Raw genomic sequence first — 26,577 nt, 5'->3', positions numbered from 1 at the left:
GTGAAATATTTTACATATTAGTTAATAATATTAATGGTAAGGTAGGTATCGTATAAAGAATGAAATGGATAGAAGTGAATACATATGAGGAAATGAGTGAAGTGGCAGCTACTATTTTCTCAAAACAAATACAAGAGAAACCTGATAGTGTTTTAGGTTTAGCAACTGGTGGATCACCTGTAGGCATGTATAAAGAATTAGTGGCACGACACCAAGCTGGCCATTTATCTTTTAAGGAAGTACAAACTTTTAACTTGGATGAGTATGTTGGCATTGAGCAATCAAGTCCAGCAAGTTACTTTACATTTATGCATGAGAATTTATTTAATTTTGTGGATATACAGCCGAAAAATGTCCATTTGCCAAATGGACAGGCAGCCAATTTAGCTGAAGAATGTGCTGCATATGATAAGCGCATTGAAGAAGCAGGAGGCATTGATTTACAGCTTCTAGGTATCGGTGTAAATGGACATATTGCTTTTAATGAACCAGGCACATCGTTTGATGCCAAGACGAATATTGTGGAGCTAACAGAGTCAACAAGAACAGAAAATGCTATTTATTTTGATGATCCGTCTGAAGTACCAACACATGCCATTACAATGGGCATTCACTCCATAATGAAGGCAAAGGAAATCATCCTCATTGCCTTTGGTGAAAAAAAACTCGCGGCGATTGAGAAATTGAAAAGTGGTCATATTACAGAAGAGTTCCCAGCAAGCCAATTATTAAACCATCCTAATGTTACAGTAATTTATGGTGGTACGAATTAGCAAAAATAAGCAAAGACTTCTTAGGATTGAAGTCTTTGCTTATTTATTTTTCCTGATAAAATAACCCCTGCTACAACGGCTAGTCCACCTATAAGCTGAAATGAATGCAATTTCTCATCAAGAAAAAGAACAGCAAAAATGGAGGCAAAAACAGGAATGAAATTTAAATAAATACTTGCTTTGTTCGCTCCCAACTGTATAACACCACTGTTCCAGCAGAGAAAAGCAATGATAGAGGCAAAAATACCAACATATAAAATAGCAGCAAAGGTTGACCATTCCCAATGAATTGCTGTTGCACTAGACAGTGTTTCATAGAGAGAAAAAGGAAATAGCATCATAGCCCCAAGTCCAATCGTCACTAGAAAGGTAGACTGCCCTGGTAAGCGAGTTGCATATTGTTTAATGAGTAATGAATATATGCTCCAACATAATACTGCTGCGATTACAATTAAATCCCCTTTGTTGAAAGTAAAATCGACAATCCTTGTAAAAGAGCCACCCATTATAATAAAGGCAACTCCACTCAGTGATAGAACGGTCCCTATTAACTGATATTTTGATAGTTTTTCCTTCAAAAAAATAAAGGAAAGTATGTAAATCATTATGGGCGTAGAAGAGTTCATTAAAGATGCATTAATGGACGTTGTGTAATGTAATCCAATGTAAACAAGTGTGTTAAATGCTGTAACACCTGTTAATGAAAGAATGATGACAATAAACCAATGTCTTTTCAGTAACCGCCATTCACGTTTTAATTGGTGAAATGCAATGGGAAAAAAGATAATAAATGCGACGCACCAGCGTAAAAAGGCAAGTGTTAGGGGAGGAATATCTTCACTAACGGCACGTCCAATAACAAAATTACCACCCCATAAAAGAGTTGCGAGTACTAATAATATATATGGTGGAATTTTCAAGATGCTTTAACCCCTTTATTAATTGAATAGTAAAGTTAATTATAGGCAGTCAGTATAGCAATAATCAATGCCTCTGAAGTTTTGCTATGCTAAAATAAGGACAACAAGAGGAGGAATAACTGTGAAAAGTACCGTACCATGTTTACAAAAGGGAGATTTAGTCGGTGTTGTTGCACTTTCAAGTCTTGTAGAGCCTGAAAAACTAGGAGAAGCAGTAGCTTTTTTGGACGAATTGGGTCTTCGCTATATTCTGGGTGATACGATTCATGCAAAACATGAATATTTGGCAGGAAGTGATGAAATCAGACTAGCTGATTTTCATGAGATGGTAAAAAACCCAGAAGTGAAAGCAATCTTTTGTGTAAAGGGAGGCTATGGCTCTGCCAGAATTGCTGATAAAATTGATTATGCTTTAATAGAAGAAAATCCTAAGATTTTCTGGGGCTTTTCTGATGTTACATATTTACATTGTGCGATTAATGAGTATGCCAATATGGTGACATTTCATGGGCCAATGCTGATGTCAGCTAATAAGATGGATGATTTATCAAAAAAAATGTTTTTACAGCTATTTTCCCCTATGGAAATTCAGTATACAGAGGCAATTTCTCCGCTAACAACGATTGCTGGGGGCATCACACGTGGTGAAATGATCGGAGGAAATCTCTATCGTCTTGTCAGCACACTAGGTACCAAATTTGAAGTAAGAACTGAAGGTAGGATTTTATTAATAGAGGATGTAAATGAAACAATTCCAGTTATTGACTCAATGCTTCAGCATTTAAAACAAGCAAGGAAATTTGAGCAATTAGCAGGAGTCGTCATTGGTTCATTTACACAGACAGGATCTGATGAAGAAGCACTTCATTCGTTAATGAAGGAGTATTTTGCAGATTTAGGAATACCAGTCGTGGCAGGTTTTAAGTTCGGACATGAAACAACGAATATAGCCATTCCATTAGGAACAGAGGCAATTTTAGACGCACAGGAAAAGGTGTTGAAAATATTACCAGGTGTGCATGTATGATAGCGAGAGGAAATATGGATATTGAAAAAGTACTGTATGAAGCTGCGGTTGCACTAGCAGAAAAAAGATATCCCACTGGATGGGGAGGAGCTGCAGCCTTATATACCGCGGATGGGCAAATTTTAACAAGTGTCGCTCCCGAGGTAATGAATGCTGCTACTGAATTATGTATGGAAACAGGTGCTATTTTAGAGGCACATAAATTGAATACAAAAGTTACGCATTCGATTTGTGTTGCTAGGGAAGATGAAACATCTAAATTTGTAGTGCTGACACCCTGTGGAGTCTGTCAGGAAAGACTTTTTTATTGGGGAGAAAATGTTAAGGCAGCGATTACGAATGCAGATGGAGAATTGGTATTTAAATCATTAAAGGAAATTCAACCTTATGATTGGTATAAGGCATATGAACAATAAAGTAAAAGACATTACAAAAAATGTAATGTCTTTTTTAGCTTCGTCAATATGGCTCAGCGTCGTGTCCTTTATTCATGGCATCTTGAGGTGCTTGATCACCATGGATATTGCCAAGTGGTTTTGATGCAGAGGAATCTTTTTTAGCGTTGTGCAAACCTTCCTTGAGTAAGCGACCATATTCTTCGTCGGCTTCTTGTGCCAAAGCAATCATGGCATTTTGAATATCCTCATGACAGACCGATAGATCACGTATTAAATTTTCAAGAAGTTCTTCGCGTTCCCACTGTTCAAAGTTACGATAGGTTTCACCAGCCTGTTTCGTATTACTTTGACGATCAATCGATTCACGAACAAGGTTCCCTTCAATGTATGGTGTATATTCTTTACCAGCTTGTGTTGCTTCCTTTAATCCATTCAGCATGGATGGCTCATAATTAATATGTGGATTTTGTCCAGGTGCCAAATCACGCTTATACATCATTTGCCCACCATGTTGATTGGTCGCTACACGTTTTTTTGGTGCATTAATTGGAAGCTGTAAGTAGTTGGCGCCTACACGATGGCGTTGTGTATCAGAATAAGAGAAAGTACGACCTTGCAACATTTTATCATCAGAGAAGTCTAAGCCATCAACAAGCACCCCTGTCCCGAAAGTAGCCTGTTCCACCTCAGCAAAATAGTCTTCAGGGTTTTTGTTTAACACCATTTTGCCAACTGGATACCATGGAAATTGATCGTTTGGCCAAAGCTTTGTATCATCCAATGGATCAAAATCAAGCTCAGGGTGTGAACCATCCTCCATAATTTGAACATGTAGCTCCCATTCGGGGAAGTCTCCACGTTCGATAGCATCATATAAATCTTGTGTAGCATGATTGAAATTTTTCTGTTGGATTTCCTCTGCTTCTTTTTGTGTTAAATTTTTAATACCTTGTAGCGGTTCCCAATGATATTTGACAAGGACTGCCTTGCCTTCACTATTCACCCACTTGTACGTATTAACCCCAGAGCCCTGCATCATACGATAATTTGCTGGAATCCCCCAAGGAGAGTAAACGAATGTTACCATATGGAAGGTTTCTGGTGAGCTAGCACAAAAATCAAAAAAACGTTCAACGTTTTGAATATTAGTAATGGGATCAGGCTTAAAAGCATGAATCATATCTGGAAATTTGAGCGCATCACGAATAAAGAAGATCTTTAAATTATTGCCTACTAAATCCCAATTGCCATCCTCTGTATAAAACTTTACTGCAAAACCGCGGGGATCACGCAATGTTTCTGGGGAGTGACCACCATGTATAACAGTTGAAAAACGCACAAAGACAGGTGTTTTTTTCCCTTTATCCTGAAAGACTTTTGCACGTGTATACTTAGAGATAGGTTCATTGCCAACAACACCATAGGTTTCAAAATACCCATGTGCTCCAGCTCCACGAGCATGCACAACCCGTTCTGGAACTCGCTCTCTGTCAAAATGACTCATTTTTTCTAGAAAATCATAATTTTCCAATGTTGCAGGACCTCGATTACCGACTGTTCGCAAATTTTGATTGTTGGTAATTGGATGTCCCTGTCTGTTGGTCAATGTCATATCTTGCTCATGTGTTGCATCATCTTGCTGTGTCATAGTATGACCCCTTTCCTATAGATACTTCCATTTTGTCCTTGAAAGGGGCAAACTAGTCATCCAAATTATCCCTTTGAACTACTTAAAAAAGCTCTCCATACATAAATGTAGGAGAGCCCTGGATGGCGTTTTCAAATGGAATCAAGTTGTTTTGAGTATGGCCATTGCTTATAGTTGGTCATTAGTCATCGGTCATACAGTAACAGGTAACTTGTTATTGGTTTTTAACTAATTAGCTGAAAAGCTAGATTTGAAAACAGCACATCCAACTCGGGTTGGAGTCTCACCGTCCCGAGTCTAGAAATAACGGGAATCGTCAAAGTTAATTTGAATACTGTAATTTTTTGAATTAATAAGATTAGATAGCTTATGTGCATCTTTTTCAAGCTTTGTAGCTCGTTCTCGATATTCATCTGGCTCATACAAAGCAATTTCATATAACATTGTATTTTCGCCATAGCCAAATCTTACACTCTCTTTTTCTCGCATACTGAAATCTTTACACATATCAGCCTCGGCACGAAGTTGTGTTGCTAGTTCGATGGCTTCTACTAGTGCTAGCTTTTGACCTTTAAAGTCTACTGTGTTTTGGATGTTTGCTTCGTAAACGAGGCGGTCTAATGTACGAGTATCTAGACGAACTTGGGCTAAGTCAGCTTCAATAAGGGGGAGTGCTCGATTACTTGTTTTAGGGGCTTGTCCCTTTTCAACTGTTACAAAGGCACTGCGATGTAGTTCGTTTACTAGCTCTTGAGTTTTCTTTCCTAAAATACTTTTTAGTTTAACAGCTTCTGCAAGATTAATCACGAAAACACGTCCTTTTTATAGTGTTTTAGATGGTACATCATTTGATATAATTGCGATTTGATAATGTCCGCCATGAATTTGATTAAACATTTTCCCAGCTGACGCTAGCAGTTCATTCGCTGCATCATTTGTTAAGGAAGGGCGGAAATAAAAAATATGTAACGCATCAGTTGTTTCCTCTGTGACAGCTGTGCGTTTAGAATCAACAAAAGGTGAGCCAAATGCTCCTACCTCATCACGACTATACAGAATATTTTCTAATGTGTTAAAGCGCCCATTCAAACCTTCATAACCAATCTCGTCATGACCAAGATCAATTGTTACAAACCCTTTGATTTGAGCAACATCATATAGCCCAATTGGCATTTCATATTGAAGTGAAAAGAAATTATTTAAATCAACACCTGAATGAATTGGCGTTAAATAATTTTGCTTACTAATTCGACGCATAAGGCTTTCTGCTGAGTGACGATAGCGATTTGGATCAGCACCAAGCTTTTTCCAAATTTGTCGCCATTCTGCGATCCCCTCACGCTGTGTTACAGGAAGTTCCTGCATTTCAAGAAAAAGATTTTCCTGATACAATTGCATACGCCCTTTAATCATTTGAGGGGATTCTGCTACAACAATTTTGGTATAATGAATAATGCCGATTTTTAGCTCGGGATGTTGTGTTAATAGAGTTGGGTTAATGGAAATTTCCAATGAACATCACCTACTTTATCTATTTCTAATATTGTACCATGTAAGGAGTTGGAAATAAAATGAACATACACGACCTGCAACGTGATTTTGTGGCATATGCGATGTCCATTGGTGTTGATAAAATAGGTTTTACAACAGCAGCTCCCTTTACAGAATTAAAAAACAGATTGCGTCGCCAGCAGGAGCTTGGCTATCAGTCTGGATTTGAAGAAAGTGATATTCAAAAACGTACAGAACCCCTTCAATTACTAGATGAAGCAGAGAGTATTGTAGCGATAGCTGTGGCTTACCCTTCACGTATGCAAAATGCACCAATTGGTAAAAGGGGTGCGCGACGTGGAATTTTCTGCCGTGCTTCATGGGGTGTCGATTATCATACAGCATTACGTGAGCGTTTAAAGCTATTATCTACTTGGCTTGAGGAACATGTCAAAGGTGTACGTATTGAATCAATGGTTGATACAGGAGCCCTTGTAGATCGGGCGGTAGCTGAACGTGCAGGCATTGGGTGGAGCGGAAAAAATTGCTCGATTATAACGCCTGAATTTGGTTCCTATGTGTATTTAGGAGAGCTCATTACAAATATTCCATTTGCGCCAGATAAGCCAATGGAGGATGAATGCGGAGATTGTCGACTGTGCTTGGATGTTTGTCCAACGGGAGCCTTAATTCAAGGTGGACAATTGGATGCACAGCGTTGTATTGCTTTTCTGACTCAAACGAAGGGTACATTACCAGATGAGTTTCGTAGTCATATCGGTAATCGACTCTATGGCTGTGATACATGCCAGACAGTATGTCCTAAAAATAAAGGGAAAATTAATTGGATTCATGAAGAATTTATACCAGATCCAGAGCTAGCCAAACCATTATTGACACCGCTTTTAAAGATTACTAATCGGGAATTTAAGGGGAGATTTGGTCATGTTTCAGGCTCATGGCGTGGAAAAAAGCCTATCCAGCGTAATGCCATCTTGGCACTTGCTCATTTTAAAGAGGAAGCCGCCATACCAGATTTGATTGCTCTACTTCATAAAGATGACCGTCCTGTCATTCGAGGCACAGCCGCATGGGCTTTGGGTAAGATTGGCGGGGATACTGCACAAACTGCCTTACATGAAGCAGAAGCTACAGAGCAGGACGAAGAAGTGCGAAGTGAAATTTATAAAGGGTTGCAGTTTTTTAAGTAGTATTGGATGTAGAAGCAATTGACTAACTACAGTTTAATGTAGGGATGAAATCAATTGCTTGGAGTTCCTATGATTGAGAGCGGATCCGCTCTAATTGTGAGAAGAGTCGCTCCAAAAGAGGAAGGCTTCGTTAACTTTTTAAAGAGTCATCTTAAAGAATTTTTTAATAAGGAAGTGTGTCGTTATGCCATTGCATATCGTTTTATATCAACCAGAAATACCAGCCAATACGGGGAATATTGCACGTACCTGTGCGGGTACTAATACATCGCTCCATTTAATTCGTCCACTAGGTTTTTCAACGGATGATAAAATGCTGAAACGGGCGGGCTTAGATTATTGGCATAGTGTAAATATTGTCTATCATGATTCACTTGAGGATTTTATAGAGTACTCTAAAAATGGAGATGTTTATTTAATCGAAACATACAGTGATGAGCCGTTTACGAAAAATGATTTTAGTGATCAAGACCGAGATATTTATTTTATGTTCGGAAAAGAAACTACAGGTTTGCCGAAGGACTTTGCTTATGAACGCCGAGATATGTGTTTACGTATTCCACAAAGTGATCATGTGCGATCACTTAATTTGTCCAATACGGCTGCAATTGTTATTTATGAGGCATTACGTCAACAAGGATATCCAGGGTTACATTAAAAAGCAGTTCTCCGCTTGTGAGAACTGCTTTTTAATATTAAAACTTTAATAACACAACATTCCCCGCAGGATCCTCTGTTTGGAACCCTCCGACGATTTCCGTAACGGGTGCACCTATACCACGAAGATTATCTTTCATAGTTGCCGCTTGTTCTTCGTTATCTAAACGCAATGAGAACGTTTTTAAGCCAACTTGATTTTTTCCAAGCTTTGGTGCATTCTCTGAGTGCCAAGTATTTAAGCCGATATGATGATGGTAACGGCCTGTAGAAATAAATAATGCTTGGGACCCGTAGCGTGTGACAATATCATAACCTAATCCCTTTGTATAAAATTGCTCGGCTTCAGCCAAGTTAGAGACCGATAAATGAATATGGCCCATTACTGTGCCAGCAGGCAGACCAAGCCAGTTGCCATCGCCCTCTTCTAAAATAGAACGAATATTGAGTGGTTCTGTCACCATATGCACCTGATTGTTATGCCATGTCCATTCACTTTCAGGACGATCTGCATAAATCTCGATTCCATTATGATCAGGATCATTTAAATAGAGTGCTTCACTTACAGCATGATCAGAAGCCCCAAGGTACACACCTTTTTCGTGAAAATGAGAAATAACATTAGCTAAGTCACGTCGACTAGGTAATAATAGGGCGAAGTGATAAAGTCCTGTCGTCATGCTAAGCTTATCTTCTACGGTTTTAGGCTGAACAAGAGTTAATAGAGCTGTTTCTCCATCGGCAGTTAACATAGCTTTATGTGAATCTTGTTGTAACACTTTAAAGCCAATAATTTCTTGATAAAAGGTTAAAGAGCGGTGTAAATCACTCACTTTTATTTCAACATTCGTTACATAGGTGTTTGGTTTTTCATGAAAATGCATTTTGAATACCTCCAAATAGTTATCTTTTTTCATTAAGTTACTTTATGTAAGTTAGTTTATTTTAAAAATAAAGGAAAGTCAAGTATTTCTATTGTTCCACAAAAAAAGAAAATCACTAAGCTTTTCGAAAAGCTTAGTGATTTTCTTGAGATATTATTTGTCAGCTTTGTAGTCGCCTTCGTATCCAGCAGTGAAAATAGCTGTTAAGAAAGCAACTGTTACACCAATGATTAATAATAATTTCATGGAAGTAACCCTCCTCATGTTATAAAGAAATCTCTTTTTAGTATAGCCTATCTACTTTAAAAATGAAACGACATAGCAGAATAAAATATGTCAGAAATGGTTCAAACAGCTTGATATCGGGAAAACTAAAAGTGAGGTGATTAGTATGGAAAAAAAGGTGCCAAATATTGAAAACGGGACAATGGTGAGAGATATGAAAGAATTAAAAGATTTGGGCAAGCAGATGGAGCATTTACGTGATGGTCTAGAGCTTGCGGAGGATGAGCGAATCGCTGATCCAATTCAATTGGAAGATGTTGAACAGAAGAAAAAGTAGTATATAAACCAGCCGCTTTATTTTTCTTAAATCCAATTTTTTGTATAATGGAACGAGGATAAGAAAGGGGTTGTGCTTTTTGAATTTACAATCAACGAAAACATTATCAAATGGTGTAGAAATGCCTCGTTTTGGCTTAGGTGTTTACAAAATGACAGAACGTGAGGAAACATTACAGGCTATTGATAAAGCACTTCAATACGGTTATCGAGCTATTGATACAGCATCCTTATATGGGAATGAGGTAGAAGTAGGAGAAGCTATTCGTCATTCAGGCATTCGTCGTGAAGATATTTTTGTTACAACAAAAGTATGGAATAATGACCAAGGATATGATGCAACATTACGTGCTTTTGAGGTTTCGCTAAAGAATTTAAATATGGATTACCTAGATTTATATTTAACACATTGGGCTGTCCCTGAAACATTTGAAGAAACATATCGAGCTATTGAGCGCCTTTACGATGAAAAATTAATTCGCGCAACAGGTGTATCGAATCATCATGAGCATCATTTAGAAAAAATATTGGCTAAGGCAAATTCTGCACCGATGGTTAATCAAGTGGAGGTACATCCATATTTACAACAGCAGCCATTAAGGGCATTTTGTAGTGAACACCAAATTGCTGTTACTGCATGGTCTCCACTAGGACGTGGTGGTGTACTTGCTGATCCTACCATTATTGAGATTGGGAAAGAAATCGATAAAACCCCTGCTCAGGTAGTACTGCGTTGGCATTTACAAAATGATACACTCGTTATTCCCAAATCCGTAACACCGAGCCGAATTGAGGAAAACGCACAGATTTTTGATTTTGAATTAACCAAAGATCAAATGGAGAAAATGGCAACATTAAATCGTAACCAACGATTTGGACAAGATCCTGATCATTTTAAATTTGATTTTTAAAAAAAGAATAAATCCCGCACTCCTATAGAGGCGGGATTTTTCTTATTGCTCGTCCTTGACGATAATACGTTTATTTAAAAAAGGATGGTCAAATTCTAATTGAATGGCATGTAGTTCGTAGTCATCACTTACTGTTTCTCGTGCACCATACATTGTATCCCCAATAATTGGATGGCCAATATAGGCTAAATGCACACGGATCTGATGTGTTCGCCCAGTCTCAAGTATGAGATGAACGACACAGGAATTTTTGTAACGCGCCACCACTTCATAGTGTGTTACAGCATGCTGCCCAGTTTTGGACACAACACGTCTTGTGGCATGGTGTCTGTCTTTGCCAATTGGTTCAGCAATCGTTCCAGAAGACGTTCGTAAGTTACCTTGCACCTCTGCTGCATACGTACGAATAATGGTTTTTTCCTCAATCATTCGATCGAAAATGGACTTTGCTAAAGGGTGCTTTGCTACTAGTAATAAGCCCTGTGTCCCTTTATCAAGACGATGAACATGTTCAGCATAAATGCCACCCTGTTCTTTGATATGTGCCATGACATGGTTCATACATGTATGTGTATCACGAGCATCATTAGGATGTGTTGCCATACCTTTTGGCTTTGATACGATTAAACAATGGTCATCCTCATAGACTACATCAATAGCACATACAGGCGTTGGTTTGTAGCTAGAAGTTGGAACAGGAAACGTAAATTTGATTATTTTTCCAGTTTGTAAAAGTGTATTCCATTGAACCAGCTCATCATTTGCCAATGTGATGGCTTTGGCCATACGCAATTCATGAACGAGTTTTTTACCGAGTCGCCAATGATTACGTAGCAATTCTTCCACACTTAAGTTATCTTCAGCAATTTCATAATGAAACATAGATCTTCCTCCGTAGAAAAAACCGTATTCCAAAGGTAGAACACGGTCTTCCGATTATTTTGCAGCTTTAGAAGCTTTGATTAAATAAAAGCTTGCCCCTGCGATTAAAATAAATGCAGTTAATGCTAAAAACGGAATAGTAATAAAGCCTAACCAATTAATATATTGTCCTGTACAAGAAACTTCGCCACAGGAAGGAGCATTTTCAGCTAAATAGCTAAGCTTTTGAATTCCGTAATGGTAAAGTGAAATACAGCCGCCAACCACAGAAAATACAGCTGTTGTGACAGCAATACGTGCATTTTTTTGTATAAATGCTACTGTCGTCATTATAACAATTGGGTACATAAAAATACGTTGAATCCAACATAATTTACAAGGTTCATAATGACGAATCTCAGAAAAATATAACGAACCTAACGTTGCTATAGCAGAAACAATCCAAATTAATAATAAGCCATTTTCTTCTTTTTTAGACATATTCAATCTTCCCTTCATAAACCATGTCCTTGTTCGATTATAGTGGTTCTAGTTTTATATGTAAATCAACTTACACAAAATAAGGTATATGATGAATTTCAGTCTAAAGTATGAACGGTGGAAGCAGACGCTTTCAATAGCTTAATGGTATCATTAACAATAGTAATGCTAAAGAAGAGGTGTTTTCGTGAGGGAGAATGAGCATTCCAATATCAGTATTTTAAAAGAAATTGCTGAACTATTAAATGAAGAAACTGAAATTGTCACAATGCTAAAAGGTGCGCTCATCAAGTTTTTAAATGGCACCAATTTTGAAACAGGCTGGATTTTTTTTATTGATGCAAAGGGGCGTTCAGAACTTGTTGTCCATGAAAATCTACCAGAGGCATTGGAATATAACAATTGCCATTATTTAAAAAAGGGCGGTTGTTGGTGTGTATCGCGTTATCGTAATGAAGAGCTAAAAAAAGCCTCCAACATTATCGAGTGTCAGCGTATTGAAAGTGCCATAGCCGCAAATGTTGGGGATCATGAAGGCATCACGCATCATGCGACAGTACCCCTTCAATCTGGACAAGAACGATTTGGCGTATTAAATGTCGCATCTAAGGATACAGTGCGCTTTTCAGAGGAGGAGCTTGCTTTATTAGAATCGGTTGCCTTTCAGATGGGTTCAGCTATTAAGCGAATTTTACTGACAAAGCAGGAGCAGGAAATGGCACTTGTGAAGGAACGTAATCGCCTAGCCCGTGATTTACACGATTCAGTCAATCAACTACTCTTCTCTGTTACGTTAACAGCTAGGGCTGGCATTGAAATGACGGATGATTACGAAGTGAAAGAAACATTTAAAGAAATTCAGCATTTAACACAAGACGCACTTACAGAGATGCGTGCGTTAATTTGGCAATTGCGACCTAAAGGATTAGAAAATGGTTTACTTGAGGCCATGAAAGTATACGCTGAAATGCTTGGCTTAAAACTACATGTTACAGTTTCAGGCGTATTGCAATTTCCCTCACGTATTGAAGAAACATTATTTCGCGTAGCCCAAGAGGCGTTAAATAATGTACGTCGCCATGCAGGTGTATTAGAGGCAGCATTGTATATTACTGTTACATCAACAGATATTTTGTTGGTTATTCGTGATGAGGGACGAGGCTTTGTCATTGACAACAATACAAAGTTGCTTTCGATGGGCTTACAATCTATCAAGGATCGCGCAAAATCAGTGGGTGGAACTGCCGACTGGGTAAGTGAAATTGGCAAAGGTACGGAGCTGCTAATCCGCTTGCCATATTAAGGGGGAGAGGACATGATACGTGTATTAATTGCAGACGATCATCACGTGGTGCGCAGAGGACTACTGTTTTTCTTAAAGACACAAAAGGATATTGAGGTTGTTGGAGAGGCAAAAAATGGGCACGAAGCCGTTGCATTAGCAGAAAGCATTCAACCAGATATTATCTTAATGGATTTAGTCATGCCTGAAATGGATGGCATTCAGGCGACTAAACGCATCAAAGCGAAGTTTCCACAAATAGAAATTTTAATGCTTACTAGCTTTTCTGATCGAGATCATGTGGTTCCAGCAATGGAGGCAGGAGCGGCAGGCTATCAGTTAAAAGATATTGAGCCAGATGAATTGGTTTTATCCATTCGTCGTATTATGCGTGGTGAAAACACTCTACATCCTGAAGCAACGACAACGCTTGAAATGGATCGTCAGGAGTCTCAGAATGCACCCCATTTATTAAATCCGCTGACACCTCGTGAGCAGGATGTGCTAGCAGAACTTACAAAAGGAAAGAGTAATCGGGAAATTGCATCCTCACTCTTTGTCACGGAAAAAACAGTGAAAACCCATATTTCGAATATTTTTACAAAACTTCAAGTACAAGACCGTACACAGGCAGCGCTGTATGCTGTTAAGCACGGGCTAACTGAAGGTAGTGGGATGTAAATAAACGGCGAGCTTCTACTCACATAGAAGCACTCGCCGTTTTTTCATTATTTATGTTGAACAAATAATTTTTTAGATATCTCTAATAATGTAGAACTTGGCGTTAGTGCTAAATCTTCCTCTAGTTTTTGTGTATATGTTTGGAAAATTTTGAGTGCCTGTTCATGAAGGCCTGCCTGTATTAACGTATATAAATAGTGCTCAAGTTTTTGTTCATTATAGGGATCATACTCTATTAATGCATGTAAAAATTCCATAGCTCTTTCAGTATCTGAAAAGACCGTTGTTTGAAACCCTTTTTCTAATAGCTCTATGTATGATTTCATTAATTTATCTTTATAGGCAGTTGACCATTCATAATCATCAAAAACAAATAAGCCATTCTTATAAATAGAAAGACATTGATTAATCAAAGAAATAGAGGGAAATTCAAGTCTTGAAAAATCTTCATGAAGTTTTTGGAAATCGTATAAATCACATACGATATTTGGCTTTTCAAAGATATAGTATTTATTTGAAAAGACAATACAGTTTTCGTAGCCAATTGTATTTAGAGTTTTCCTTAAATAAGATAGAGCTGTATGAAGATTTGATTTGGCCCGTACATAATCTAAATCTGGCCATAGAATTTCAATTAAATAATCTCGATGAATCGGTATATTTGGATGTAAAATAAAATAAGCAAACAATTCTTTTGTCTTTTCTGTTTTAAATGCCACTAAACTATTGTTACTATAGACGGCAAATTGATCGAAGCATTGTACATTTAATACAGTTTGTATAGCTTGTTGAAGCATTTGCTGAATTGAAAATTCATGATCAATACGGGCTACAGTTTTTTCTAAACGGGCATGACTGATAGGCTTTAATACATAGTCGAGACTGCCAATTTCATAGGCTTGTAATGCAAATTCATGATAGGAGGTAATGAAAATTACACTGACTTGTGGACGTTCCGTTTTGATAATATCAGCAACTTCAAGTCCTGATAATTCTTGAAGTTTTACTTCTAAAAAGATAGCCTCAAATTCCATAGTTGGTAGTTCATTCAGAAATACTTCTACGCTTGTAAAGGTTTGAATCACCTGAATTTGTTGAAAGGCATGTAGTTTATTTTGAAAATAATGTAAAGCTAACGGTTCATTGTCTATTAAAACGGCTCGAATCACATCAAACTCTCCTTTATACAATTAAATTAAAAACATTAAACTCTAGTTCATTTTGGGTGAAAAGGCTTCCTATATATATAGAAGGGCAAGAAAAGTGAAAATTACTCAATATTAAAAATTTGATGCCAGAAAAAAGCAATTTATGTTGTCGTTCTTTCACGGGTGAGAGTCAATGAATCCCGATGTGTTTGTCATATCGCGTCAAATCCATTCAAAGAAAATTTCGCCGTTCATTATATAGAAGATAAAAGTTTTTTATGTTGTGTTAAGAGAATTGAAATAATTGCTTAGGCGTTAAAATCAAACTATTCTTATACAAAAATGAAACAACATAGTATTGTTAATGAAAGTTGTATATGGGCATAAGCCTTGTTTTTTCTTTTATTGTTAAAATAGTATAATTTTTGTAACAATAATTAGGCGTTATTATAGTACATTTGTCTTAAAAAATACTCAAAAAGTACTTAAAAAATACTTAAAAAGATAGGTTATTAATTAAAATAGCTGTATATATAGGAATAATGGGATGACAAGAAAGGAGATTTTACCATGAAATTAGAGAGACTTCTAACCATGACGATGATATTAATCAACCGTAAAAAGGTTAAGGCACAGGAGTTAGCAGAGTTATTTAATGTTTCGATTCGTACCATTTATCGAGATATTGAAACACTGAGCTGTGCTGGTGTACCTGTTATTAGTCAGCAAGGCGTAAACGGTGGCATTAGTTTAATCGATGGTTATCGCGTTGATAAGCAAGTTTTGACGAAGGATGAGCTCACGTCGCTTTCTATTGCGATTAAAAGTGCTTTGACTACCTATGAAGATTCCCACGCTGAAGCAGTGCTCGAGAAAATAACGAGTATTGCTGATGATCATGTAAAACAATCAATGGACCATCTATTTGTTGATCTTAGTCCATGGGGACCAAACGCTCTCTTTAAAGAGCATATTACGATGCTTAAGACAGCTATAGAGAATAATCGTTGTATAAGCTTTCATTATTCTACTACTTATGGTGAGCAAACAAGCCGAATAGTCGAACCACATACAATTGTTCAAAAAGGGAAGATATGGTATTTGTATGGCTATTGTACATTAAGAAAGGACTTTCGTTTATTTAAGCTTGCGAGAATGAAACATTTGTTTCAAGCTGATTCTACCTTCGAGCGTAAGGAAGTGAATTTAAGTGAACTCCCTTGGGGTAAAGAATGGCATCGACGGCAAAACGTAGTCGATTTGGTCATTTCTTTTGATAAAGACATTACAACATTGGTGGAGGAATCCTTTGGTGCAGAACATATAGACCATGAACAATCTATGATTCATATATCTATACCCGAAGATGAATGGCTTTATGGTTTCTTGTTAAGCTTTGGGCATCGCATTAAAATTATGGCACCACTTTATATAAGAGATATTATTCAAAAACGAGCTTTAGAAATTGTTCAATTATATAAAAATCTAGATAATTGATGACAGACAGTTGTCAGGTTTCCTTTGCTATAGTAAGTACAAATAAAGCGAAAGGTGGAATGACGATGCAAAGCTATTGTCAAAGCTGCGGTATGCCTTTAGTAGAAGAGGCATTATTGGGTACTGAAAAAGATGGGGACAAAATTCTGGAGTATTGTATATATTGTCACGAGGGAGGCAAGTTTAAACAACCCCAGTTAACAGTAGAAGAAATGATTGAAATTTGTGTACCGCATCTTATGGAAGGTGGTATGCCAGAAAATGAAGCACGTAATATGCTGACTTCCTTTTTGCCAAGTTTGAAGCGATGGAGAAAAAGTGAAGGGAAGGAACCAAAAGTAGTTGAATTAACCGCATTTAACATCGTTGGTATTTCAACTCAAACAAGTAATGCAAATGAAATAACAGAGCATGCTAAAATTCCACAATTATGGGATGACTTTTATCAGCAAAATATTGCGGGCCAAATAGCCGAACGAAAAAATGGTCATGTCTATGGTTTGTATTCAGACTATGAAACGGATGTGAATGGTAATTATACTCTTACACTAGGAGTAGAGGTAAATAATGATGACATTCCAACAGATTTAGTAGTTAAAATGATTCCAGCAGCTAAGTATCTAGTATTTACATCAGATAAAGGCACGATGCCTGAAGTTGTCATTCAAACTTGGCAAGAGATTTGGGCATGGTTTGCAAATTCTAAAGTTGAACGAACATATACAGGCGACTTTGAACTGTATGATGAACGATGCGCTAACCCACATGATTCACAAGTGGATATTTATATAGCTATTAAATAAAAAAAGTCTCCTACCCAATCAATTGGTAGGAGGCTTATCTTCGTTTTGTGGAGGAATGATATGTGGCTCAATATGCACAAGAACCTGACAAAAGCGATTTTCACGCATAATGGTATGCTCGATTTCTTCGGTTATGCGATGACTTTCAAAGACATTTAAATAAGGATCTACTGTGACAGTTACGTCGATGAAGTACATATTGCCATGGGCACGTCCTTTAAAGTCTAAAAGCTCTATTACCCCGTCCACGTTACGGATTAAGACCGATAACGTTTCAACTTCATCAATATCAAATGCATCTGTAAGACTTTGCACAGCTTCCCAAAAAATTTCTACTGCTGTTTTAATAATTAAAAAGGCAACAATGAGAGCTGTCAGTGAATCAATGATTGGAAAGCCGAAAATGGCTCCAAAAATACCAATGGCTGTCCCGATGCTGACAAGTGCATCAGAGCGATTGTCAAAGGCAGCTGCTTTAACAGCGGCGCTTTTAATTTTTTTAGATAGTGCCAAATTATAGCGGTAAACCACATACATGACAACTGCACTCCCCATTGCTACATAGGCAGTTAACAGTGAGGGTGTCGTACCAGTGGGCTCCCATAAGCTTTTTAAGGAACTAACTAATACTTGGAGACCGACAACAAGCATAATGAAAGATGCGACTAAAGAGGCAACTGTCTCAGCTCGTAAATGCCCGTATTGATGGTTGGAATCAGGTGGTCTTTGGGCAATGCGTAAACCAACCAGTACTGCGATGGAAGCAATGATATCAGTTGTGTTATTTAAACCATCTGCTTTTAAGGCCTCAGATGTACCAATGTAGCCTATTGTAAGCTTAGCAGAGCTTAGGATTAGATATGTACCAATGGATAGCCATGCACCTTTTTCCCCTTGACGTAAATTTGTATAGAGCTCCATTTTGTTTCCTCCTCGCAAAACTTTCGGACATTAGAAAACGACCCCCTTTTAAAAAGGGAGTCGTTTAAATCTATTTATTACGGTCGTTGCTCCCACCTATATAAGGTGTGTAGAAAAGACCATATTTATAGCCTGGGTTATACAAGCGTGCTTCTAATAGTACCACGACAAGTATGGCAATTCAAATCAATTTTAGTCAATGACCGCGTCATATTCATTTGATAAATCACTGTTAGGTAATTTCAGAACTTCTAAGTATAAAATATGGTGACCATCTAATTCTTTTGCGATAAATTCAAAACCTTGCTCTTCAATACTGTCACCTTCGACCGCATCAAAACGCTTCGTCATGAACCAACCACCGATAGTATCAATATCATCATCTTCTATGTCAGTACCAAGCATATCATTTACATTTTCAAGAAGCATCTTAGCATCTAAAATAAAATGATTTTCTGCAATTTCTTGTACTTCCGGGATTTCGTCTTCATCAAATTCATCTTGAATATCGCCGACAATTTCCTCAATAATATCTTCAATCGTCACTAAACCAGATGTTCCGCCATATTCATCCATTAAAATGGCCATATGAATACGTTCACGTTGAATTTTTAGTAATAGATCGTTAATTTGCGTTGTTTCCATCACTCGAATAATAGGTTGCATATAATCAATGACAGGCTTATCACCATTTTTAGGATCTTTAATGTAAGCGGTTAATAAATGCTTCATGTTAACTAAGCCAATAATATGATCTTTATCTCCATCCAGAATTGGATAACGAGTATATTGCTCAACACCCATTAAATCAAACACTTCTTTAATTGTTAGCTCTTTTTCTATGCCGACAATTTCAGTTCGAGGAACCATAATTTCTTTTGCAAGACGATCAGAGAACTCGAAAATACTGTTAACATATTCATATTCTGAGTTATTAATTTCTCCACCTTTTAAACTATCCGACAAAATCATACGCAGCTCTTCCTCTGTATGAGCCACTTCTGATTCTGACATCATTTTTAAGCCGAAAAGACCTGTTAAACCACGGGCAGAGCCATTTAATAGCTTAATGATGGGATACGTAATATTGTGGAAGATAATTAATGGGCCAGAAAAGTTTAATGTGACAAATTCTGCTTTTTGGATGGCTAATGTTTTTGGCGCCAATTCCCCAATAACAACATGCATAAACGTAACGATTGAGAATGCAAGTATGAATGAAAGGATAGATGTAATACTACCATTCAAATTTAGAAATTCAAACACTGGGTGTAAAATGATTTCAAATGTAGGTTCACCTAACCAACCTAAACCAAGTGCAGTGATGGTAATACCTAGCTGGCATGCAGATAAGTACTCATCTAAATCTGAAACAACACGTTTTGCATTTTTCGCTTTTTTATGCCCTTCCGCGAGCAATTGATCAATGCGGGTAGATCTCACTTTTACGATTGCAAATTCAGTTGCAACGAAAAATCCAGTCATTATAATTAGTAGGGCGAATGCCGCCAACCTAATGGTTATCTCCAATATGTCTCCGTCCAAATAATTCCTTTGTTCCCGCCCGAATGAGGGAAGTAAACAAAGTGTACACCTCCTATGATTTAAAAAATTGTTGGATGTTTCAATCATAAATTATTTAAAAGAAAAACTCAAATATTGACAACAACTTTTTCACTTGTTTTTCATGGATCTTTTGAAAAAATGCAACTAGATTCAAATACCAAAAGATTGTAATTACCATGGCGATATGCTAACTTTAGAAAGATCAAAGATAGTTTGTTTAGGGAAAGAAGCATTTTGCATCTCATATAATACGACACGTCAAAAATCTCAAGAGTGCTTTAGCTTGCGGATTTTTTTAAATGAATTATTTTTTATAGTAAAGGGGGAGTCTCAATCTTCATTTGAGACCCCCCTTTCTAAATGTTTGCCCTATTTATTCTTGCTGAAAGCGTAATTTTAAACACGCTTTTTCAACATCATGAACCGTTTCCTTTAAAGGTATTTCACCTGTAAACGGTGCGATAGATACAGGTGCTTTTTCCGTTATGCCTTGCTGTGTTAAAACATAGTTCTTATTATTATACGTTATATAGAACGTTTTAATCGATTTCTTGCCGAAAGAGCTAGTAGAAGAATCAAAAAAGCCCTTTAGTTGACTGCAATACTCATTGTAAAAGTCGCTTTTATAGCCAGAAAGCTCCTCGAATTTCTTACTATTAACAGCACCCGCCTCATCCGCTAATTCGAATATTTTGGCGGAAAATTCTGAAAAAAATTCTTTTACTTTTACACGAATTAACGCTTTTGAATTATAGCTATTTAAGTCATCCGAAAGTGTGACTTTACTCATTGAAATGGCCCCCTGCATAAAAAATATTTACTATTAAGCTGATATCCTAAATGTATAAGAAAAATATACAAATTTCAACAGGATTCAACATAATTAGCTTAAATGACGTGTTATTAATAGTAAATATAGGTATTTTTATACGGGATCACAACGAAAAATTGACTATCAAATTTAATCGTATACATGAAACAGCATAAGCTCATGTATCATTTTTTTAACAACCTCCTCATCTGATGGAATGGCTCCCATCCACTCAATCGTACCGTCCTTTAAATACTCCGCTTGGTATCGTTCTCTTTGATAAAAAAATGAAATAGCCCACCCAGGTAGTTGCGTGTTTTCAAATAGTGGTTTAAAACTGAAATGTTGAATCATCATCAAACCTCGCTTCTTATAGTATGTAGTCATATTATTCAAGTATAACGGTATTTTTGCAACTATTCACTTTTCATAGAAGTAAGTAGGATGAAATTGAAATTCTAAAGGGGTATTTCTTTCGTTGAAAATCATTGCTCTGCTATAATGAGTGCAGAAGGCGACAAAATACGCCAATCTTGAATACAATTGAAATGAGAGGATACTAATGGATAATTTTATAGTGACATTACTTTTTATGGCTATCATTGGGGCTGCAATTGGGGGCGTTACAAATCACTTAGCCATTAAAATGCTTTTTCGTCCATATAAAGCGATATATATTAAAAATTGGCGAGTACCGTTTACACCAGGCCTTATACCCAAACGCCGTGATGAATTAGCAAAACAGCTGGGTCTTACTGTAGTTAATTATTTACTAACGCCTGAAACATTTAGAAAAAAGTTTTTCTCTAAGGATATTCAAGACAAAGTAGAACACTTTGTTCAAACAAAAGTTGAAGAAACAATCTTTACAAACGACAAAACAATTCAGGATTGGCTAAACTTGGCAGGGTTTTCGCATTTACCTACTACCATTGAACAGAAGGTTGAAGCAATTGTTGAGGGACAATTTTCGTCGGTAAAGAATACACTATCAACAAAATCAATTCGTACGCTGCTATCAGATGATATCCAAAATACAATTGATGCTAAAATTCCAGTAGCAGTTCAGCATATTTTAGAAAAAGGCGAGGATTATTTTTTATCTCCAGAAGGTGAAATGACGATTAAGGCAATGATTGATGACTTTTTATCATCAAAAGGGTCTCTAGGCGGCATGATCAATATGTTCTTAGGTGATTCCTCTTCATTAGTTGGGAAAGTACAACGTGAACTTGTGAAGTTTTTGCAAGCACCAGGAACAACAACATTACTAACAAAAATATTTTCACAGGAATGGGAAAAATTCAAAGATCGACCAGCTATGGACTTTTTGCAAGATGTTCAATTTGACCCCATTTTATCGAAATTACAAGTGTACGTGAAAGAACAATTAGCAATCTCTGAACGTTTAAATCAACCGATTTCTTATTATTGGCCAGAAGGAAATGACTGGGCGAAGTATACCGTGATTCCACAAGTTATAGAAAAGGCTTTTGTGAAGGCAGAGGAAAAACTTGAGGATGTACTAAAACGTTTAAATTTACAAGAGGTTGTGCGAGAGCAGGTTGACTCATTCCCAGTAGAGAAGTTAGAGGAGCTTGTATTAGGTATTTCAAAACGTGAGTTTAAAATGATTACTGTATTAGGTGCAGTTCTTGGTGGATTGATTGGGATTGTGCAAGGCTTGATTGTTTACTTTATTTAAAAGGAGATTGTATGAATGATTAATATTTATAATGACATTAATGCGCTAGAAGCAACTTTCCGTAAGATTCCAGAATTTGAAGCGTTAAAAGCTGCTGTTGAAGTTGTTAAAAATGATGAAGAGGCATTAAATGTCTTTAAAAACTTCCGTAAAATCCAAATCGAATTACAGAAAAAGCAATTAGCTGGTGAGGATATTTTGGAAGATGAGCTTGTCTATGCACAAAAAGCGGCACAGCTAGCACAGCAAAATGAAAAAATTTCAACGATGCTTGAGGCAGAAATGAAGGTAAGTAAAGTAATCGAAGAAGTAAATCGCATTTTAATAAAACCTATCCAAGGTTTATATGAAGGAATTCAATAAAAGGTGATAATCGCAATTTAAAAAGGAATAATTTTTCTAGGAATTGCACATATAACAAGTAAGAGGAAAACGTGTATCCGCTATTGGTCGGTACACGTTTTTGCTTTATGGACCAGTTAAAGAGTATTGGAGGTTATGAATATGCATGTCATCATTGAATGGACCTATAAAACACCAAAAGGAGCAACAACAGTTTTACGTTCAGCTGAAATGCCTGCAGCTCAAGCACTTTTACTTGCAGAGGATATGGAAAGAACGGGAAGGGTAAAATCCCTACATTGTATGGATCGGCAAGATACAAATTGGTCACTTAAAGAGCTAAAAGCATATTTAAAGGAAATTGATACAGAGCCTCATAATATTACAATCTATTTTGATGGAGGTTTTGATCGTGGGACAAGACAAGCAGGACTAGGTTGCGTTATTTATTATGAACAAAATGGTAAACCTTTACGATTGAGAAGGAATGCCTTTTCATCTGAATTGAAATCAAATAACGAGGCAGAGTATGCAGCGCTTTATTTAGCCTTAGTAGAGCTTGAACTTTTAAATGTCCACCATTTGCCTGTGCGTATTATAGGAGATTCACAAGTGGTCATCAATCAGCTGAATGGGGAATGGCCAGCATTGGAAAAAGAACTTGCAAGCTGGGCAGATAAAATTGATGCTAAGCTTGAGCAACTTCACATTCAAGCTGAATACCAGCTTGTTACACGTAAGGATAATTCGGAAGCGGACCGCCTTGCTACTCAAGCTTTAAATGGCATTGATATTACGGGTTTGAGTGAGATTGTTAAAGACTAGAAATAAGAGGTGGCAGTATCTACTGCCACCTCTTTCTCATGAAATCCTCTGTTTGCACTGAAACTTTTCCCATTTTAAAACTACTACTACTATGAATCCAAACAATAAGGAGAGATTTTATGAACATGAAAAAAATAGCACCTGCAGCTATGTCTGCATTATTATTTGGAAGTGCCCTTGTACCGGTAGCTTTAGCAAATGAGCAGCAATCTACAGAAGCAGAGGTACCACAAATACAAATTGATCCCGTACACATTTTTAATGATACTCGTGGTAAAGTGGAAGATGTTCGTGTTGGGGAAAATATTACATATTACACAGTAAAAGAAGGCGAGCAAACAAATGTATTAGAAATTACTAAAGATACGCTCGTGTTCGACAATACTGGGAAGAAAGTGGAGCTTCAAAAGGGTGATAGAGTATTAGCTTATACATTTGCTAATAAACCGCAAAAATATATTTATCCACCACAATTCGATCCAGAGGTTGTCATCGTTGAAACAGAAGAAGTTGGTTTTGTAGAAGTGGATTATTTCTTTGAAGATTTAACTAATACGTATGATATTTTAAAATTAAATATTGCGAAAGAAACAGAGCTACTCAATGAAAAAGGTGTAAAGGTAGACGCTAAAGATTTAGCAGAGAAGCATCTAGTTGTTTTCTATACAGCCTCTACTAAAAGTATTCCAGCTCAAACAACACCATCTAAAGTAATTGTACTGGACGATGATTCCTCCACTACTAAGAATCCAATACATGAAGAAATTGATAATATTATTGCATCCGATTCTTACGAAGTAGCTAGTACAAAAATGGTGCCATTACGTGTGATCGCTGAAAAGCTTGGCTTCAAAGTCGATTCTACAGGCAAGGGGGCAATCCTTTCAAAAGGGAATATGTCTTACACAATTACTCGCGGTGAAAAAACATTTGGCTATAATAAGGCATTACGTACACTAACAGTCGCACCGACCTTAAAAGAAACAAAGACATATGTACCTGTTGAATTTGTGGATGAATATTTAAAATAATTAAGAAAATAGTATGCCAACAATGCTTGGCATACTATTTTTATTTGTGGTTACTCAGCCATTGCTAGAGTGTAATGGTTCTTTGAGGAAATAAAGGCTGGATATTTTTTCGCAAATTGTTGGAGACATTGTTTAAAGGGGTTTGTACTCATAAAGTTTTTAGCTAATACCATTTCATCTGAATACAATAAAAATTGCTGAAAATGCTGATGAATAAATACCCTTGCCTTTTCATAATGCTTGTTAATTGATATAGCGCCATAGATTTCTTGTTGGTCAATAATATAAATAAAATCACAAAGTACTTTATGTGTGCCGTATTTAAGTTTTACCGTGACATATAATGTTTTTTCATCACAGCGCTCTAAATCAAAATGGTGGAATGCTACTTCTACTTGAGGAATAAAGCTCGAAACAGATTTATAATTGTTATTTTTTAAAATAAACATTCTCGACACCACCTTTTCTGAAAATTATAATGACAAAAAAATAGTTTGTCTATATTTAAACAGAATATTCTGTTATTTTATAGATTCTAATTGTTATTTTGCTTATAGTCATAGAAATTTGTTAAACTTAAATCTGCAATATATAAAAGAAGAGAGCGAAACGAAATGAAAATTATTCATATAGATCAAAAATATCCTGAAGATTGGATTCGCGTATTAAATCATATTGCGAATTTATTTTTTGAGGATTCCAAGCTGAAGGTTGAACCAATGGGAGCAGATATGTCTGCTTCATTTGACTATCAGACTGGAGACGATTTTTCCATTTCTACAAAAGCAAACTTGATTGTAGATGGTAAGCAATACACGAATGAGTACAGTATTCAATATGAGTCCCCAGCAACAGATCGTGAGCTAAATATTCGTATAAAACGTGCATTGTCACATGTATTTTTAGATGTTCTTGAACAGCATACTGGAGTGCATCAGCAATGGGGGATTTTAACAGGTGTACGCCCAACAAAGCTGTATCATAAATTTAGAAAAGAAGGTAAAAGTGAGCAAGAAATTGCTGATCTATTAATTCGAGATTTCCGCTTATCAAAGGAAAAAGTTGGACTATTAAAGGAAATTGTGGACCGACAACTAGTGACCATTCCTGATCTTGATGCCATTGGACAAGAAATCAGTGTTTATATTGGTATTCCATTCTGCCCTACCAAATGTGCATATTGCACTTTCCCAGCCTATGCGATTGGTAGCAATCGTAAGCAAGGGCGTGTTACGACTTTTTTAGATGGCTTGCATATTGAATTGCGCGAAATGGGCAAATGGCTGAAGGACAATAATATGAAAATTACCTCCATTTATTGGGGTGGTGGTACACCGACTTCAATTGAGGCCGATGAAATGGATGCCTTATATCAAACGATGTATGAATCATTCCCTAACCCTGAAACAATTCGAGAGGTGACAGTTGAAGCAGGAAGACCTGATACCATCACACCAGAAAAATTAGAAGTACTAAAAAAATGGGGTATTGATCGTATTAGTGTAAATCCACAATCTTATACTGATGAAACATTAAAAGCAATTGGTCGTCATCACACGGTTCAGGAAACCATTGATAAGTTTTGGCTGGCAAGAGAATCAGGTATGAACAATATTAATATGGATCTTATAATTGGGCTACCGAATGAAGGGATTGAAGAATTCCAACATTCATTAGAGGAATCGGCAAAAATGCAGCCAGAGTCTTTAACTGTTCATACCCTATCATTTAAACGTGCATCAGAGATGACGCGTAATAAGGATAAATACAAAGTAGCCGACCGTGATACGGTAGCTGAAATGATGGAAATGGCCCAAATTTGGACAAAAGAAAATGATTATGTTCCATACTATTTATATCGTCAGAAAAATATTTTAGGTAATTTAGAAAATGTCGGCTATAGTAAAGCGGGAGAAGAAAGTATTTATAATATCGTTATTATGGAAGAAGTGCAGACAATCTTAGGAATTGGCTGTGGGGCATCCTCAAAATTTGTTCATCCCGAAACAGGGAGAATTACACAATTCCATAATCCAAAAGATCCTGCTGCCTATATCATGACCTTTGAAGAGGCTATTGGGAAGAAAATTGAATTTTTAAATGAATTATATAAGGCTTAAAG

29 protein-coding genes are annotated in these 26,577 nt (G+C 36.8%); 16 read left to right on the top strand and 13 right to left on the bottom strand.

The genetic code is table 11. The features are described from left to right. Window positions 1-59: 59 nt before the first annotated feature. Window positions 60-773, top strand: a complete 714-nt coding sequence (nagB, locus tag LCP48_RS19635) for a glucosamine-6-phosphate deaminase (RefSeq protein ID WP_048391828.1) — start codon at window positions 60-62, stop codon at window positions 771-773. 20 nt (window positions 774-793) lie between these two features. On the opposite strand, the gene LCP48_RS19630 is transcribed toward nagB, so the two are convergent. Then, window positions 794-1,693 carry a DMT family transporter gene (locus tag LCP48_RS19630; RefSeq protein WP_048391826.1) on the bottom strand — a complete coding sequence of 300 codons (900 nt, stop codon included), beginning with the start codon at window positions 1,691-1,693 and terminating at the stop codon, window positions 794-796. Window positions 1,694-1,814: 121 nt separating this feature from the next. On the opposite strand from LCP48_RS19630, the gene LCP48_RS19625 reads away from it, so the two are divergent. Together LCP48_RS19625 and LCP48_RS19620 are read left to right on the top strand one after the other, a co-directional pair. Beyond that, on the top strand, window positions 1,815-2,720 hold the full coding sequence (locus LCP48_RS19625) for a S66 peptidase family protein (RefSeq protein WP_048391824.1): 906 nt from the start codon (window positions 1,815-1,817) through the stop codon (window positions 2,718-2,720). Window positions 2,721-2,734: 14 nt separating this feature from the next. Beyond that, window positions 2,735-3,136: a cytidine deaminase gene (locus LCP48_RS19620; protein WP_225341055.1), complete on the top strand. Its 402-nt coding sequence runs from the start codon at window positions 2,735-2,737 to the stop codon at window positions 3,134-3,136. A gap of 43 nt (window positions 3,137-3,179) precedes the next feature. Here LCP48_RS19620 and LCP48_RS19615 read toward each other — a convergent pair whose 3' ends face one another. The 3 genes from LCP48_RS19615 to LCP48_RS19605 form a co-directional block, all read right to left on the bottom strand. Further along, window positions 3,180-4,766: a catalase gene (locus LCP48_RS19615; protein ID WP_048391822.1), complete on the bottom strand. Its 1,587-nt coding sequence runs from the start codon at window positions 4,764-4,766 to the stop codon at window positions 3,180-3,182. Between the two features lie 297 nt (window positions 4,767-5,063). Further along, window positions 5,064-5,573, bottom strand: coding sequence for a hypothetical protein (locus LCP48_RS19610; protein WP_048391820.1), 510 nt, complete (start codon window positions 5,571-5,573; stop codon window positions 5,064-5,066). A gap of 15 nt (window positions 5,574-5,588) precedes the next feature. Then, window positions 5,589-6,278, bottom strand: a complete 690-nt coding sequence (locus LCP48_RS19605; protein ID WP_103118817.1) for a B3/B4 domain-containing protein — start codon at window positions 6,276-6,278, stop codon at window positions 5,589-5,591. A 59-nt stretch (window positions 6,279-6,337) separates the two neighbouring features. Here LCP48_RS19605 and queG point away from each other — a divergent pair, with 59 nt between their 5' ends. Both queG and trmL read left to right on the top strand, forming a co-directional pair. Next, window positions 6,338-7,468, top strand: a complete 1,131-nt coding sequence (gene queG, locus LCP48_RS19600) for a tRNA epoxyqueuosine(34) reductase QueG (RefSeq protein ID WP_225340470.1) — start codon at window positions 6,338-6,340, stop codon at window positions 7,466-7,468. 184 nt (window positions 7,469-7,652) lie between these two features. Then, the gene (trmL, locus tag LCP48_RS19595; protein WP_004230835.1) at window positions 7,653-8,126 is read left to right on the top strand and encodes a tRNA (uridine(34)/cytosine(34)/5-carboxymethylaminomethyluridine(34)-2'-O)-methyltransferase TrmL; all 474 of its coding nucleotides are present in this window, start codon (window positions 7,653-7,655) and stop codon (window positions 8,124-8,126) included. A 37-nt stretch (window positions 8,127-8,163) separates the two neighbouring features. Here trmL and LCP48_RS19590 read toward each other — a convergent pair whose 3' ends face one another. Continuing rightward, window positions 8,164-9,009 carry a VOC family protein gene (locus LCP48_RS19590; RefSeq protein ID WP_054548665.1) on the bottom strand — a complete coding sequence of 282 codons (846 nt, stop codon included), beginning with the start codon at window positions 9,007-9,009 and terminating at the stop codon, window positions 8,164-8,166. Between the two features lie 391 nt (window positions 9,010-9,400). Between LCP48_RS19590 and LCP48_RS19585 the strand changes: the two genes are divergently transcribed. Then, on the top strand, window positions 9,401-9,571 hold the full coding sequence (locus LCP48_RS19585) for a hypothetical protein (protein ID WP_004230831.1): 171 nt from the start codon (window positions 9,401-9,403) through the stop codon (window positions 9,569-9,571). Between the two features lie 79 nt (window positions 9,572-9,650). Beyond that, window positions 9,651-10,481 (top strand): aldo/keto reductase, encoded by an 831-nt coding sequence (locus tag LCP48_RS19580; protein WP_318528157.1) that lies wholly within the window; start codon window positions 9,651-9,653, stop codon window positions 10,479-10,481. A 42-nt stretch (window positions 10,482-10,523) separates the two neighbouring features. Here LCP48_RS19580 and LCP48_RS19575 read toward each other — a convergent pair whose 3' ends face one another. Together LCP48_RS19575 and LCP48_RS19570 are read right to left on the bottom strand one after the other, a co-directional pair. Continuing rightward, window positions 10,524-11,363: an RluA family pseudouridine synthase gene (locus tag LCP48_RS19575; protein ID WP_225340469.1), complete on the bottom strand. Its 840-nt coding sequence runs from the start codon at window positions 11,361-11,363 to the stop codon at window positions 10,524-10,526. Window positions 11,364-11,417: 54 nt separating this feature from the next. Continuing rightward, window positions 11,418-11,843, bottom strand: a complete 426-nt coding sequence (locus tag LCP48_RS19570; RefSeq protein WP_225340468.1) for a disulfide formation protein C — start codon at window positions 11,841-11,843, stop codon at window positions 11,418-11,420. 187 nt (window positions 11,844-12,030) lie between these two features. Here LCP48_RS19570 and LCP48_RS19565 point away from each other — a divergent pair, with 187 nt between their 5' ends. Both LCP48_RS19565 and LCP48_RS19560 read left to right on the top strand, forming a co-directional pair. After that, the gene (locus LCP48_RS19565; protein WP_004230825.1) at window positions 12,031-13,146 is read left to right on the top strand and encodes a GAF domain-containing sensor histidine kinase; all 1,116 of its coding nucleotides are present in this window, start codon (window positions 12,031-12,033) and stop codon (window positions 13,144-13,146) included. A gap of 12 nt (window positions 13,147-13,158) precedes the next feature. After that, window positions 13,159-13,806 (top strand): response regulator, encoded by a 648-nt coding sequence (locus tag LCP48_RS19560; protein WP_004230823.1) that lies wholly within the window; start codon window positions 13,159-13,161, stop codon window positions 13,804-13,806. Window positions 13,807-13,853: 47 nt separating this feature from the next. On the opposite strand, the gene LCP48_RS19555 is transcribed toward LCP48_RS19560, so the two are convergent. Beyond that, complete coding sequence (locus LCP48_RS19555) at window positions 13,854-14,975, bottom strand: response regulator (RefSeq protein WP_004230821.1); 1,122 nt, start codon at window positions 14,973-14,975, stop codon at window positions 13,854-13,856. A 549-nt stretch (window positions 14,976-15,524) separates the two neighbouring features. On the opposite strand from LCP48_RS19555, the gene LCP48_RS19550 reads away from it, so the two are divergent. Next, entirely contained in the window at window positions 15,525-16,451 is a 927-nt protein-coding gene (locus LCP48_RS19550) for a helix-turn-helix transcriptional regulator (protein WP_004230819.1), read from the top strand. 65 nt (window positions 16,452-16,516) lie between these two features. Continuing rightward, window positions 16,517-17,254: an effector binding domain-containing protein gene (locus LCP48_RS19545; RefSeq protein WP_004230817.1), complete on the top strand. Its 738-nt coding sequence runs from the start codon at window positions 16,517-16,519 to the stop codon at window positions 17,252-17,254. A gap of 18 nt (window positions 17,255-17,272) precedes the next feature. On the opposite strand, the gene LCP48_RS19540 is transcribed toward LCP48_RS19545, so the two are convergent. The 4 genes from LCP48_RS19540 to LCP48_RS19525 form a co-directional block, all read right to left on the bottom strand. Further along, window positions 17,273-18,175, bottom strand: a complete 903-nt coding sequence (locus LCP48_RS19540) for a cation diffusion facilitator family transporter (protein ID WP_004230816.1) — start codon at window positions 18,173-18,175, stop codon at window positions 17,273-17,275. Between the two features lie 192 nt (window positions 18,176-18,367). Then, on the bottom strand, window positions 18,368-19,660 hold the full coding sequence (locus tag LCP48_RS19535; RefSeq protein ID WP_231595601.1) for a hemolysin family protein: 1,293 nt from the start codon (window positions 19,658-19,660) through the stop codon (window positions 18,368-18,370). Between the two features lie 454 nt (window positions 19,661-20,114). Continuing rightward, on the bottom strand, window positions 20,115-20,531 hold the full coding sequence (locus LCP48_RS19530; protein ID WP_004230814.1) for a hypothetical protein: 417 nt from the start codon (window positions 20,529-20,531) through the stop codon (window positions 20,115-20,117). A gap of 171 nt (window positions 20,532-20,702) precedes the next feature. Continuing rightward, entirely contained in the window at window positions 20,703-20,906 is a 204-nt protein-coding gene (locus tag LCP48_RS19525) for a YheE family protein (RefSeq protein ID WP_216485859.1), read from the bottom strand. Window positions 20,907-21,114: 208 nt separating this feature from the next. Here LCP48_RS19525 and LCP48_RS19520 point away from each other — a divergent pair, with 208 nt between their 5' ends. The 4 genes from LCP48_RS19520 (at window position 21,115) to LCP48_RS19505 (ending at window position 24,455) form a co-directional block, all read left to right on the top strand. Then, on the top strand, window positions 21,115-22,257 hold the full coding sequence (locus LCP48_RS19520; RefSeq protein WP_009373414.1) for a DUF445 domain-containing protein: 1,143 nt from the start codon (window positions 21,115-21,117) through the stop codon (window positions 22,255-22,257). A 15-nt stretch (window positions 22,258-22,272) separates the two neighbouring features. Then, complete coding sequence (locus LCP48_RS19515) at window positions 22,273-22,620, top strand: YlbF family regulator (RefSeq protein WP_004230811.1); 348 nt, start codon at window positions 22,273-22,275, stop codon at window positions 22,618-22,620. 141 nt (window positions 22,621-22,761) lie between these two features. After that, on the top strand, window positions 22,762-23,424 hold the full coding sequence (locus LCP48_RS19510; protein WP_202342628.1) for a ribonuclease H family protein: 663 nt from the start codon (window positions 22,762-22,764) through the stop codon (window positions 23,422-23,424). 119 nt (window positions 23,425-23,543) lie between these two features. After that, entirely contained in the window at window positions 23,544-24,455 is a 912-nt protein-coding gene (locus LCP48_RS19505) for a stalk domain-containing protein (protein WP_009373417.1), read from the top strand. Window positions 24,456-24,505: 50 nt separating this feature from the next. On the opposite strand, the gene LCP48_RS19500 is transcribed toward LCP48_RS19505, so the two are convergent. Further along, on the bottom strand, window positions 24,506-24,904 hold the full coding sequence (locus LCP48_RS19500) for a hypothetical protein (protein WP_216486846.1): 399 nt from the start codon (window positions 24,902-24,904) through the stop codon (window positions 24,506-24,508). Window positions 24,905-25,069: 165 nt separating this feature from the next. On the opposite strand from LCP48_RS19500, the gene LCP48_RS19495 reads away from it, so the two are divergent. Continuing rightward, complete coding sequence (locus tag LCP48_RS19495) at window positions 25,070-26,575, top strand: coproporphyrinogen III oxidase (protein WP_004230799.1); 1,506 nt, start codon at window positions 25,070-25,072, stop codon at window positions 26,573-26,575. Window positions 26,576-26,577: the final 2 nt, after the last annotated feature.

The sequence above is a fragment of the Lysinibacillus capsici genome, from assembly GCF_020217405.1.
Classification (GTDB): domain Bacteria; phylum Bacillota; class Bacilli; order Bacillales_A; family Planococcaceae; genus Lysinibacillus; species Lysinibacillus capsici.
This window is presented reverse-complemented; position numbering and strand designations above follow the sequence as displayed.